Raw genomic sequence first — 12,356 nt, forward strand, 5'->3', positions numbered from 1 at the left:
CGATCATCATTTCCGGATCAGGGTTTGCGGCCCTGCTGTTTTTTATATGCCGAGTTGAGGTCCCGTATGGCACTGAACTCGCCGTGCTTGTCGTCTGGGCGGCCAAAATACCTTCCGCCTCCGGCACTCCAGATTTTTGACTTGTTACTTCGAGCCCAATAGATCGCTTTCAGTTGATCTTCAGCTGAGAGTTTTTTGAATGCCTTGGAGCTTGCAACGGCAGTATCGATTGTATCCTGAAACCCTCCAGGACCTTGCTGGATGGATCCAGACCAGACTGCTTCTTGAACGGCTGGATTGTTCATGTCGAGCCCATTGTCAGCAGCTTTTCGAGCCCCCGGCAGATAATGCGACCTGTAGATGTAAGCCCTTTCCGCCTGGTGCAGGCCATCCGGGTCTGCCCCCGCCGCATTGCGCCAGCGCTCGGAAAACTCCGACGATCCTGGCGTCGTCCCGGCGAAGTAGTGCCGGTAGTTGCGTCCCTCGGGCGAGTAGAGGAAGTCTTTCACCGTGCCTCCGATTTCTCCGTTGTTCTTGGACGTGAACTGGTAGGACCCATAACTTACCCCACCCGCATCCTTCTTCAAGGGCGTGGAGACTTCCGCGACGCCCTTGACGCTCTCGAACCTCTTGACCGACTCGCCCAGGTCCCGACGCATGGGGGGGATGCCAGATACCGTCTGGTTTGCCGCAGGTTGCGGGGGAGTCCTCCCTGAAAGGTCGTACTTGTCGAAATACGTGATGTGGTTCGCCCAGGGGACAGCTTTCCATTCCTTGTTGTTCAGCGACGGACTGTCGGGCTTGTAGGCCTTGTCAGCCGGGACGCGGTATGTCCGCAAATCCCCTTTCAGAGCCTGAATGGCCTTGGCGAAATCGCCAAGCGCCCCTTCGTTCCCGAGGAGAGGCGGCGACAGGGGGTTGCTGTTCGCATCATTCCCCGCCGGGGGAGCGCCGAGGCCTGCGCTGCCCCCTGCAGCCGGCGTCGGGCTCGCTCCCGCTCCCGCTCCCCCCTTGCCTCCGCCCGCACCGGACGGCGGCGACGCGCCCCCGCCGCCGTCCTGTGATAGTTGCCGGACCGCCCCGCTTGCGTGCGTGTCGCGTTCAAAGAAGGATTCCTCCGGCATCCGGGCGTTTTCCGGATTGCCAGCCGCAGTCATGGCCGCCGGGCGGCCGCGCAGGCCCTCGCGCTCGTAGAGGTCCGGGGTGTCGTCCTCCAGGAGCGTGCCGCCCATGCCCAGGCGCTTGGCCCCGGCGTCCAGCCAGTCCCAGTAGTTCAGTCTGCCGGTGCGCCGGTTCAGGGAGTTGCTGGCCAGGGCGGGACCGGATTGGATGAACGGCCCCGAAGAGCCGGGTCGGTCCGCCGTGAGGGGCCGGGCAAACCGGCTGTCGTCCCAATCGTACGCGGTATCCCCCGGCCCCGGTTCTTCGGGGACCCACTGCTGCGATCCGTCCTCCCGGATGCGGTGGATGCGCATCCTCGGGGCGTGGAGCGAGGGATTGTACTCCATGGTCTGCCAGGCCGGAGTCGTTCTCAGGAGGTTCGTGGTCCTGTTGGACGGGCCAGGGTGGGAACGGCCCCCGGCCAGGTGGTTTTCGGGCGGCCGTCCGGGCGTAGCGCCCGGGGTCTGTCCGGAGGCCTGGGCGGCAGCGCCGAGCAGGGTCGATCCAAAGCCGAGCAGGGTCTGGGCGGTGGAGAGGGCGGATGCCCCCCAATCAAGCAATCCCATGAGAAGTCTCCTTGCGTTTGGTGGTTCGTTTGGTCGGGCCGGGGACCTGCACGTCTTTGGCGGCGCGCGAGCGTTTGGCCGCGCGTTCGGGCAGGAGCGCCCGCTCCAGGGCCTCCAGGCAGGCCTCGATGCGCGCCAGGCGCGCTTCCAGTTCGGTCCGGGCAGCGCTCGCGTGGTCCGCGCTCCTGCCGTCATCGCAGGGAGAGGGCGGGGCCTTGGCCCCGCCCAGAATCATCAGGTTCACAGCACCCTCCTCGCGGGCTCATCCGCGCGCCCCTCGGCCAGACGCTCGCGCGCCAGGCCGCCCAGGGCCGCGATGGACTCCAGGGACGCCACCAGGGCCTCCATGGCCTCCAGGCCCGCCCGGATGCGGGCGAATTCCGCCGTCTGGTCCGAGCGCAGGGCCAGGATGGCCTCGCGCCGGGCGTTCAGCTGCTCCTCCACGGCCTGGCGCACGGCGTCGCAGGCCAGCAGGCGTGACACCTCCTCGCCGCGCACGGCCTCGCGCTCCAGCTCCTGGCGGCTCACGCCCGGCCCCCTTCAGGAGCGTTCAGGACGGCGGCGAGGCGCGGATCGAGCAGGGAGGGATCGGGCGGCATGCCCGGCGTTCCCGACGGCTGCAAGGAACCGGCGGGGCGGGCGTCCATCCCGGCCGGTCCGCCCCTTCCGGGACCGGCGTTCGGCCCCATGGACCCGGCCGGGCCGCCGCCCGCGCCGTAGAACGGCCTCATGACCGGGGAAGCTCCGTCCGGGCCAGGGAACGGCCCCATGGCGGGCGGCGGTCCGCCCGCGCCGCAGTGGAATCCGGATGGACCGGCCCCGGGCGCGGCGGGCATGCCCGCCGGAGCGCCGCCGCGTCCGCCGCCCGGTCTTCTTTCGGGTCCGGCTGCCGGTCCGGACGGGCGCGCGCCCTTGCGGGCCTCTGCCTGGGCGGCCTTGCGCAGCTCCCTGGCGTGCTCGCCGATGGCCCGCGCCAGGCCCTGGTTCTGCCCTTCCAGCTCCTCGATGCGGCTCTTGAGCTGGGCCACCAGGTCCATGCGTTCGTCGTCCAGGAGGTATTCGGACACGTCGATGTCCATGAACTCGTACTTGGCCTTGACGGCCTTCACGATGCCCCTGGGCTCGCAGATGCCCAGCTGGAGCCCGGCCTTGAGCAGGAGCTGGATCAGCTCGTCCATGATGTGCGCGCTCTGCTGGCGCTCCTGGGGTCCCACGCCCACGTCGATGGTCACGGTCCAGCTGCCGGAGAGGTCTTCGGGCTCGATGGCCACGTCCTGGCCCACGATGGCCTGGTCGTCCTCGGGGGGGTAGAGACGGATGATGTCCAGCACGCGCCCCAGCATGCGCCGGAAGGCCCGGGCGATGCGCCGGGCGTAGAGCTTCTGGCGCTGCATGCCGGAGGAAAGGCGCATCTGCATGCCCGCCGCAGTCTTGTTGAGGGCGTCGTGGTCCAGGCCCTGCATGTTCTCGTTGACCCCGGACTCCTTGGCCACCTCCTGGAGCGTGAGCTGGAAGGCGTTGACCAGCATGGGGTCGCCGGGCGCGGGCACGATCTCCTGCACGGCGTTGAGCGCGGGCACCAGGGACACGTCGCCCGGCCCCATGGAGGCCAGGATCTTGCGGGCGCGGGCGTCGGTGGTCAGATAGCCCCGGTAGGTGGAGAGGGCCGCGCTGTCCTGGATGTTGCGCAGGAGGTTGGAGAGCACGCGCTGGCGGTGGTCCAGCACGGCGGCGATGGGACGCCCCACGGCCTTGTGGGGTTCCTTGTAGACGAAGCCCAGCTCGAAGGGCGGGCCGCCGTAGGGGTTCTCCTCGGGGCCGCGCAGCACCACGTCCTCGCAGAGGGTGACGATGCAGGGCGCGAGCAGCCCCGAGCCGTCCAGGTCCAGGCGGGTGTAGCACTCCCAGACGAGCACCTCGCCCCGGGGCCGCGCGGCGGCCGCGTCGCCGCCGTGGGCCTGGGCCATGGCGTCTGGGGGCGTGAGGCCGTCCACGCCGTGCTGGGTGTGGAACTCGCCCGCCACGTCCTCCAGGGCGTGGCGGTCCGTGAGCCGGTCCATGAGGGCCTTGGCGCTGCCCTTGCGGTAGACGCCCGCCAGCTCCTGGCGGCGCACGAAGTCCAGGTCGCGCCGGACCACGTGGGCCACGAAGGGGTTCTGCTCCAGGTCGGGGTAGCCGGGGAGCATGTAGAGTTCGCGCGGGGGCACCACCTCCAGGTGGAAGCCCCTGTAGCGGGTGCGCCTGCGCACGGCCTTGGCCCCGCGCAGGCCCGAGACCTCGCGGCCGGTGTAGGGGTCCTGCCGGGTGAAGGCCTTGCCGCCGCGCACGTCCACCAGGGTGGGGTCGCGCCGGGCCAGGTCCTCCAGTTCCTCGGTGGTCCTTTCGGGCAGCAGTTCGGTGGCGAGCTCGAAGTCGTCGCGCTGGGTGATCTTCATGACGCCGTAGTGGTTCACCAGGCAGTCGTGCACGAAGTCCTCCACGAGGCGTTCTCCGTCCAGCTGGTTGAAGAGCTTGTGGCGCACGTAGCGCTTGAGCCGGTCGGCGCGGGCCTGGGCGTCCTTGCGGGCGGCGGGGTCGGGCTGTCCGCCCACGGGGGTGAAGGCGAAGAAGTCGCCGGTGAAGACCTCCACAAGGCCCGGCTTCATCCACTCCACCACGGAGAAGATGGTGGGATGCACGGTCTGGGACCAGCCGGGTCGCTCGTTGCCGTAGGGTTCGGCGCGGTAGGCGCGGTAGTGCTTCTCGCGCTCGGCCGAGAGTTCGGCCTGGTGGGCGCGGGCCTTGTCCATGTCGGGCTTGAGGATGTGCAGCAGGTCGTCGTCGGAGAGGGGCATGGTGGCTCCTAGAGGAAGCGCGAGGCCTGGGCCTCGTCGTCCTGGATGAGGGTGTCGTCCGCCGGCCGGAAGCGGTCGGCGTGGGCCATGGTCAGGATGAAGGCGTCGGCCAGGTTGGGCGAGGGCACGCCCCGTCGCCTGAGGTCGTCCTTGCCTTCCACCTTGAGCCGCCCGGAGGGCAGCACGGCATAGGTGGGGCCGGAGAGTTCGGCCGCGAGCTTCCCGGCCAGGGAGAGGGAGGCGTCCACGGCGGTGACGCGGCTCTCGAAGAATTCGCGGGCCTTCCACCAGAGCTCGTCGCGGCGGCGGTTGAAGCGCTCGGAGGCCGCCGCGGATTCGGCCACGTTCACCGCCGTGACCGGCAGCCCCCAGCCCGCCAGGGTGTGGGCCACGCCCGCGCCCCAGCCCACGCAGTCCACCAGGAGGGCTTCGGGCCGGAAGTCGTGGAAGCGTTCGCGGGCGCGCCCGGCGATGGCCAGGGTGTCGTCCAGGCGGAACTCCTCCAGGTGCACCAGCTTGCCGCCCCGGCGCACGGCGATGGCCGAGGGGTCGCCCGCCAGGGACATGCCCACGTCCAGGCCCATGACGGCCGGGGCGTGCAGGTAGCTCACGGGGCGGTCCATGGCGCCTAGCACCAGGGAGAGGGGGATCAGGGAGTCGGTGGCGGCCACGTCGAAGTCGCACTCGTACTCCTGGTCGTACTGGGCCTGGGACATCTGGGCGCGGGCGCTGGCCAGCTCCTCGGGCGCGATGAGCCCGGTGACGCTGGCGGGGAAGCGCCCGGCGTACCAGTCGGGCTCGCGCAGGGCGGTCTGGTAGAGGTCGAAGAAGTGGTCGTGGCCGCGCGGCGTGCCGATGAACACGGCGAATCCCCGGCGGTCGGAGAGGGCGGGGCGGATCACCGAGGCGTAGGCCCCGGGGCGGAAGTCGGCGTATTCGTCCAGGACCACGCCGTCGAGGTAGATGCCTCGCAGGCCGTCGGGGTTGTCGGCCCCGTGGAGGGAGATGCGCGAGCCGTTCTCGAAGTCCAGGCGCAGTTCGTTCTCGCTGGCCTTTGCGCCGGGCACGCGCAGGCCGAAGCGCTTGAGGTAGTCCCAGGCCACGCGCTTGGCCTGGCAGAGCGCCGGGGCCACGTAGGCCAGGCGCTGGTCCGGGAATCCGGGGCGGTGCGCGGCGTCGATGAGCGCGTTGACGCAGAGCACGGTCTTGCCGAAGCGGCGGTGACAGACGAGCACTGAGAAGCGCCGCAGGCCCTCGTGGATCTGGCGCTGGAAGCGGTGCGGAACGTAGCCGGTGTGCACGGTGACGTCGGTGTTCATGGACCGTGCAGTGTAGCGGGGAATCTTCTCCTGTCAGCCCACATAGCGCTATGTGGGTAAAAACCCGGCCGGACCCGAAAAAAAGTCCGGCCGGGTCGGTCCTAGGCCAGCCACCCCCGGCGCGTGACGGTGACGGGCGAGATGGCGGAGTAGGTGTTGAGGAGGTTGTTCTCCATGTCCTGGAGAAGCTGTCCGTCCTGGGCCACGTCCATCTCGTCGATGTTCTTCAGGCGCAGGGCGGCGTACTCGGCCACGATGTCGTCGAGCTTGCCGTCGAAGGGCGTGGGGGCGTCCATGTCCAGGCCTTCGAGGTCCACCAGGGGCCAGTAGATCAGCGTGAGGGCCCTTGCCGACGAGGGGGCGGCGGCCAGAAGCAGGGAGTCGCCGCGCACGATCCAGGCGGAGCACTCGGCCGGGGCGGCCAGCTGCTGCCAGGAGTCGTCGCCGTGCTTGGTCAGGCGGGCGTGGGTGTCGTCGCGGTAGAGCCCGTAGTCGGCCATGAAGTCGGCTGGCAGGGGGTAGTCCGCGCGGCCGGGCTCCGCGAGGAAGGCGTGCACGGCGCGGCCCAGTTCCACGTCGTTGCGGTAGAGCACGTGGGAGAGCCTGCGGTAGGCCTTGGCCACGGCCTTGAGGATCTGCTGGTCGCTCCAGCGGGTCTTGGCCTCGTCGGCCAGTTCGAGTCTGATGTCATCCAGGAGTTCCGATACGGTCATGTCGCGTCCTTTGCCAGGGCGCGGCCACCATAGCGCAAGCCGGGGCGCGTTGCAGCCCACATGGCGCTATGTGGGAAAAATGCGAAAAAGAGTGCAAGGTTTGACGGAGCCTGGGCGAAGGCCTACACTCCCCTTCCATACTGACTTGATCGGAGATGATGCATGAACGTTTCGATTCTCATCGATGGCAGCTTTTTCTGGATGAAGCACATGGAAGCCCGCCTGGGCCAGCCGCCCACGGCGGAATCGGTGCGCATGGCGACCGATCTCGTCCTCGTCGGCCAGTTCGAGTCTGATGTCATCCAGGAGTTCCGATACGGTCATGTCGCGTCCTTTGCCAGGGCGCGGCCACCATAGCGCAAGCCGGGGCGCGTTGCAGCCCACATGGCGCTATGTGGGAAAAATGCGAAAAAGAGTGCAAGGTTTGACGGAGCCTGGGCGAAGGCCTACACTCCCCTTCCATACTGACTTGATCGGAGATGATGCATGAACGTTTCGATTCTCATCGATGGCAGCTTTTTCTGGATGAAGCACATGGAAGCCCGCCTGGGCCAGCCGCCCACGGCGGAATCGGTGCGCATGGCGACCGATCTCGTGATGGACGACCCCGAATTCGACAACGACAGCCTCTTCCGCTCCTATTATTACGATTCGCCGCCCTACGGTGGCAAGGCCGTGCACCCCATCTCCCAGCGGGAGATCGAGTTCTCCACCACCGAACAATACCGCATCAAGCACGAATACCTCGACCAGCTGCGGCGCATGCCGCGCATGCAACTGCGCCTGGGCTCCCTGGCCATGCAGGGGTGGAAGCTCAACAAGAAGAACATGCGCGGCATCATGGATTCGCTCTACCACAACCGTCCGCTCCAGCCCCAGGACGTGTCCATCAATCTGGTGCAGAAGGAGGTGGACATGCTCATGGGCCTGGACATCGCCTGGATGGCGGCCCGGGCCATGGTGCAGAAAATCGTGCTGCTCACGGGCGACGCGGACATGATCCCGGCCATGAACTTCGCGCGCGAGCACGGCATGCTCGTGTTCGTGGCCAAGTTCGGCTACTACCTCTCGGACAAGCTGCGCGACCACGCCGACGGCGTGGTGGAGTTCACCCTGCCCGCGCCCGAGCGGCACCACGTCCCGCCTGCGCGGCTGGTCTCCATGCCGACGCCCGCCCCGGCCCCCGCCCCCGTGCCGGAGCCCCGGGTCGAGGAGGAGCTTCCCGAGCCCCCCGACGAAACCCTCTACGAATAGCCGCTGCCCTGCGCGCCGGTCCCCGGTCCTGCCGGGGGCCGTCGGGCCGGCGCAGCGAACCGGGCAGGCGCGGGGCCCGGCGCGCAAGGCGATGCCCCCCGGCGGCAGAGGCGACGCCGGGTCGCGCTCGCAGGAAGTGTTGCACGCCGCCCCCCTTTCTGGGATACAAGGATGGGACGGACGCAACGTCTGAAGCGGGAGTGTATTCATGGGCATCAACGACTTCACCATCGGCACGCGGCTCAAGGCCGGCTTCGCCCTGATGCTCGCCCTGACCATGGCCGTGGGCGTCGTGGCCCTCGGCCAGATCGAAACGCTCTCCCGGATCACCGAAAAGCTCTACCGACACCCCTTCACCGTGAACACGGCCCTGCGCGACATGCGCGGCCAGACCCGGGTGATCGACGCCGCCCTGGCCGAACTGGTTCCCGGGGTCTCCGGCGTGGCCGTGGAGTCGCGCCGCCACGAGATCCTGGAGGGCTTCGATCACCTGCGCGAGCACTACACCCTTGCCGCCGAACGCTACCTGGGCAGCAAGGAGGACCTGACGGGTGTCCTGGGAACCCTGAGGGAATGGCGCGTCCTTGTGGACAAGGCGGTGGCCGCGCATCTGGAGAGCCTTCCCCGCGAGGAGCAGGTCCGCGCTGTCGCGGCGGCCCGGCGCTATTCCCAGGAATGCCTCCAGCGCATCCAGGTGATGCTCGATTTCGCGGGCAACCGCGCCCGGCTCTTCCAGGAGGAGGCCCGCCAGGAGCGCGAGAACGCCATCGTGTTCATGGTGGCGCTCCTCTCGCTGGCGGTGGTGGCGGCCGGGACGGTGGCCGCCTTCGTCACCCGGGGCATCACCGTGCCGCTGGGCGCGGTGGTGGGGCGCATCAAGGGCGTGGCCGCCGGAGACCTGGGCGAGCCGCTCCGGATGACCCGCCGGGACGAGATGGGCGAGCTGGCCCGGGCCTTCGGCCTGTTGCGCGCCGGACTGGAGGACAAGATCGGCGTGGCCCGCGCCGTGGCCGAGGGCGACCTCACCCGCGAGGCCGTCCCGGCCTCGGAGCGAGACGCGCTGGGCCTGGCCCTGGACCGCATGATCCGCGCCCTGCGCGCGGCCTCCCAGGCCAACGCCCGCAACGACTGGCAGAAAACCGGCAAGAACGAGCTGGCCGCCCTGCTCACCGGAGAGCAGGACCCGCGCGCCCTGGCGACCCGCGTGGTCTCCTTCCTGGCGCGCTGGCTGGACGCCCAGGTGGGGGCGCTCTACGCGCGTGGCGACGGCGACGGCGCGTTCCGCCTGCACGGCAGCTACGCCTTCACACCGCGCGCCGAGTTGCCGGTGTCCTTCCGTCCGGGCGAGGGGCTGGTGGGGCAGGCCGCGCTGGAGGGGCGCATCCTCGCCGTGGACCGGCTGCCCGGGGACGCCCTGCGCGTGAACTCCGCCCTGGTCGAAGCCCGGCCGAGCAGCGTGGTCCTGGTCCCCATGGCGCACGAGGGCGAGGTGCTGGCCGTTCTGGAACTGGGGGCCGTCGAGGCGTTCGACGACGTGAAGCTCGAATTCCTGGAGTCCGTGTCCGGGGCCGTGGCCCAGGCCTTCGCCTCCATGGAGGGCCAGCGACGCCTGCGCGTCCTCCTGGACGAGACCCAGGCCCAGGCCGTGCGCCTCCAGGTGCAGCAGGAGGAGCTGCGCTCCACCAACGAGGAGCTGGAGCAGCAGGCCCAGGCCCTGCGCTCCTCCGAGGAGGAGCTCCAGCAGCAGCAGGAGGAGCTGCGCGCCGTCAACGAGGAACTTTCCGACAAGAACCGCTTCCTGGAGCTGCAGAAGTCCGAGATCAGCCTCAAGAACGTGGAGCTGGACAACATCCGCGTGGGCCTGGAGCAGAAGGCCCGGGAACTGGAAAGTTCCGGGCGCTACAAGTCCGAGTTCCTGGCCAACATGTCCCACGAGCTGCGCACGCCGCTCAACAGCCTGCTGCTGCTCTCGCGCAGCCTCATGGACAACGCCGGGGGAAACCTCTCCTCCGAGCAGGTGGAGTACGCCCGCATCATCCACCGCAGCGGCAACGACCTGCTGGGGCTCATCAACGAGATCCTCGACCTCTCCAGGATCGAGGCCGGGCGCATGGACCTGGACCTGCAGGACGCCGGGCCGCGCGACATGGCCCAGAACCTGCGCGAAACCTTCGAGGCCCTGGCCCGCGAGAAGGGCCTCTCCCTCCTGGTGGAGGTGGACGAGGCCCTGCCCGCGACCCTGCGCACGGACCCCCGGCGCGTGGAGCAGATCCTGCGCAACCTGGTCTCCAACGCCGTGAAGTTCACCGAGCAGGGCGGCGTGACGGTGCGCTTCGCGCCCCGCGGGGAGGATTTCCTGTCCGTCTCGGTGGCCGACAGCGGGGCGGGCATTCCCGAAGACAAGCACCAGGCCGTGTTCGAGGCCTTCCGGCAACTGGAGGGCGGCACGGCCCGCAGGCACGGAGGCACGGGACTGGGCCTGACCATCTCCCGCGAGCTGGCCCGGCTCCTGGGCGGGGAGATCAAGCTCGAAAGCCGCTCCGGCGAAGGGGCCACCTTCACGCTCGTGCTGCCCCTGGAGGGCCCGCCCTCCGCCGGGGCGCCCGCCCGGACCGCGCGCGCGGACCAAGGCGGCGAGGCAGCGGCGTCGGGCGTCTTCTCCGGGGCGGTCCCCGCCCGGGACGCGGCGCCCCGGGAACGCCCCCGCACGCCGCCCCCCGCCGCCATCTCCGACGACCGCGACGTTCTGCGCCCCGGCGTGCCCGCCGTCCTGATCATCGAGGACGACCCGGACTTCGCCGCCGTGCTGGCCCGCCTCTGCCGGGACAGGGGGCTCCACGCCCTGGCGGCGGCCACGGGCGAGGACGGCCTGGAGCTGGCGCGCTCCGCCGCCCCGGCGGCGGTGGTGCTGGACATCAGGCTGCCGGGCATGAGCGGCTGGGAGGTGCTCGACGCCTTCAAGCGGGACCCGGCCCTGCGCCACATCCCCGTGCACGTGATGTCCGGGGCCGAAGGCGGCCTGGACGCCCTGCGCAGGGGCGCGGTGGGCTTTCTCTCCAAGCCCGCCACGCGCGAGAGCCTGGAGGAGGCCCTGGGGCGTCTGGAGCGCGTCTGGACCAGCGACATCAAGGACCTGCTCCTGGTGGAGGACGACGAGGCCCTGCGCACGGCCGTCACGGCCCTCATCGGCGACCCGGGCGTGCGCATCCGCCAGGCGGGCAGCGGCGAGCAGGCCCTCCAGGCCCTGGAGCAGAGCCGCTTCGACTGCATGATCCTGGATCTGGGCCTGCCCGACATGACGGGATTCGAACTGCTCGACCGCATGAAGGCGCGGTGTCCCGCAGGTCCGCCCCCGGTGATCGTCTACACCGGCAGGGAGCTCAGCCGCGAGGAGGAACGCCGCCTGCGCGAACAGGCCGACTCCATCATCGTCAAGGGCGTGCGCTCCGAGGAGCGGCTCATCGACGAGACGGCCCTCTTCCTGCATCAGGTGGTCCGGGCCATGCCCCCGCGCAAACGCGAGACCATCCTGCATCTCTACGAGAAAGACGCCGCCTTCAAGGAGCGCACCGTGCTCCTGGTGGACGACGACATGCGCAATCTCTTCGCCCTGGCCCAGGTGCTGCAGGAAAAGGGGCTGGCCGTGCTCAAGGCCGAGGACGGCCCCTCGGCCCTGGCCCTGCTCGAGAGCGAGCCCGGCGTGGACCTCGTGCTCATGGACATCATGATGCCCGGCATGGACGGCTACGAGGCCATCCGGCGCATCCGCGCCGAGCGCCGCTTCCAGGGCCTGCCCGTGATCGCCCTCACCGCCAAGGCCATGCGCGAGGACCGCGAGAAATGCCTGGAGGCCGGGGCCAGCGACTACCTCTCCAAGCCCGTGGACGTGGACAGGCTCCTGTCCGTCATGCGGGTGTGGCTGCACAAGTAGGGGGAGCGCGTGGACCAGGCAACCATCGAGAACGTCGAGGCCGGGCTCTTCCTGGAGGCGCTCCACCAGCGCCACGGCTACGACTTCCGAAACTATTCGCGGGCCTCCATGCTCCGCCGCCTGCGCCGCCTGGCGGAAAAGACCGGAGCGCCCTCACTCTCCGCCATGATCCCCGCCGTGCTCCACGACAGGGCCTTCCTGCCCGAGGTGGTGGACGCCCTCTCGGTGAACGTCTCCGAGATGTTCCGCGACCCGGGCTTCTTCCGCGTCCTGCGCGAGGAGGTGGTGCCCTATCTGCGCACCTTCCCCTTCGTGAAAATCTGGCACGCGGGCTGCTCCCGGGGCGAGGAGGTCTACTCCCTGGCCATCGTGCTGCGCGAGGAGGGCTTCTACGAGCGCTGCACCATCTTCGCCACCGACCTCAACCCCGTGGTGCTCGAACAGGCCAAGACCGGCATCTTCCCCGCCGAGGCCGTGCGCCTGCACACCGCCAACTACCAGCAGGCCGGGGCAAGGCCGCCTTTTCCGCCTACTACCACGCCAGCTACGGCTCCGTGATCATGGACTCCTCCCTGCGC

Annotated in this window: 10 protein-coding genes; 4 read left to right on the forward strand and 6 right to left on the reverse strand. The window is 69.4% G+C overall.

Annotation, left to right across the window (positions count from 1 at the left end; translation table 11 throughout):
• Positions 1–17 precede the first annotated feature (17 nt).
• From ACV4UX_RS05380 to ACV4UX_RS05405, 6 genes are all read right to left on the reverse strand, one after another.
• Positions 18–1,727 carry a VgrG-related protein gene (locus ACV4UX_RS05380; protein WP_491592295.1) on the reverse strand — a complete coding sequence of 570 codons (1,710 nt, stop codon included), beginning with the start codon at positions 1,725–1,727 and terminating at the stop codon, positions 18–20.
• A complete protein-coding gene (locus ACV4UX_RS05385) occupies positions 1,714–1,971 on the reverse strand; it encodes a hypothetical protein (protein WP_491592296.1) in 258 nt (85 codons plus the stop codon). Before ACV4UX_RS05385 ends, ACV4UX_RS05380 begins: the two co-directional genes overlap by 14 nt.
• Positions 1,968–2,255: a hypothetical protein gene (locus tag ACV4UX_RS05390; RefSeq protein WP_491592297.1), complete on the reverse strand. Its 288-nt coding sequence runs from the start codon at positions 2,253–2,255 to the stop codon at positions 1,968–1,970. Before ACV4UX_RS05390 ends, ACV4UX_RS05385 begins: the two co-directional genes overlap by 4 nt.
• Positions 2,252–4,561 (reverse strand): portal protein, encoded by a 2,310-nt coding sequence (locus tag ACV4UX_RS05395; RefSeq protein ID WP_491592298.1) that lies wholly within the window; start codon positions 4,559–4,561, stop codon positions 2,252–2,254. Before ACV4UX_RS05395 ends, ACV4UX_RS05390 begins: the two co-directional genes overlap by 4 nt.
• Before the next feature lie 8 nt (positions 4,562–4,569).
• Positions 4,570–5,880 carry a terminase large subunit gene (locus ACV4UX_RS05400; RefSeq protein ID WP_491592299.1) on the reverse strand — a complete coding sequence of 437 codons (1,311 nt, stop codon included), beginning with the start codon at positions 5,878–5,880 and terminating at the stop codon, positions 4,570–4,572.
• Between the two features lie 101 nt (positions 5,881–5,981).
• Complete coding sequence (locus tag ACV4UX_RS05405; protein WP_491592300.1) at positions 5,982–6,593, reverse strand: phage adaptor protein; 612 nt, start codon at positions 6,591–6,593, stop codon at positions 5,982–5,984.
• Positions 6,594–6,755: 162 nt separating this feature from the next.
• On the opposite strand from ACV4UX_RS05405, the gene ACV4UX_RS05410 reads away from it, so the two are divergent.
• From ACV4UX_RS05410 to ACV4UX_RS05425, 4 genes are all read left to right on the forward strand, one after another.
• Entirely contained in the window at positions 6,756–6,950 is a 195-nt protein-coding gene (locus tag ACV4UX_RS05410) for a hypothetical protein (protein WP_491592301.1), read from the forward strand.
• Between the two features lie 129 nt (positions 6,951–7,079).
• Positions 7,080–7,847 (forward strand): NYN domain-containing protein, encoded by a 768-nt coding sequence (locus ACV4UX_RS05415; RefSeq protein WP_491592302.1) that lies wholly within the window; start codon positions 7,080–7,082, stop codon positions 7,845–7,847.
• Between the two features lie 208 nt (positions 7,848–8,055).
• Positions 8,056–11,778, forward strand: coding sequence for a response regulator (locus tag ACV4UX_RS05420; protein WP_491592303.1), 3,723 nt, complete (start codon positions 8,056–8,058; stop codon positions 11,776–11,778).
• Between the two features lie 9 nt (positions 11,779–11,787).
• On the forward strand, positions 11,788–12,336 hold the full coding sequence (locus tag ACV4UX_RS05425; protein ID WP_491592304.1) for a CheR family methyltransferase: 549 nt from the start codon (positions 11,788–11,790) through the stop codon (positions 12,334–12,336).
• Positions 12,337–12,356 lie beyond the last annotated feature (20 nt).

The organism is Fundidesulfovibrio sp., assembly GCF_058402725.1.

Bases quoted from the DNA above. Each gene is read 5' to 3' on its own strand.
- ACV4UX_RS05380 (WP_491592295.1), bottom strand. From the start codon at position 1,727: ATGGGATTGCTTGATTGGGGGGCATCCGCCCTCTCCACCGCCCAGACC.
- ACV4UX_RS05395 (WP_491592298.1), bottom strand. From the start codon at position 4,561: ATGCCCCTCTCCGACGACGACCTGCTGCACATCCTCAAGCCCGACATG.
- ACV4UX_RS05400 (WP_491592299.1), bottom strand. From the start codon at position 5,880: ATGAACACCGACGTCACCGTGCACACCGGCTACGTTCCGCACCGCTTC.
- ACV4UX_RS05405 (WP_491592300.1), bottom strand. From the start codon at position 6,593: ATGACCGTATCGGAACTCCTGGATGACATCAGACTCGAACTGGCCGAC.
- ACV4UX_RS05410 (WP_491592301.1), top strand. From the start codon at position 6,756: ATGAACGTTTCGATTCTCATCGATGGCAGCTTTTTCTGGATGAAGCAC.
- ACV4UX_RS05415 (WP_491592302.1), top strand. From the start codon at position 7,080: ATGAACGTTTCGATTCTCATCGATGGCAGCTTTTTCTGGATGAAGCAC.
- ACV4UX_RS05420 (WP_491592303.1), top strand. From the start codon at position 8,056: ATGGGCATCAACGACTTCACCATCGGCACGCGGCTCAAGGCCGGCTTC.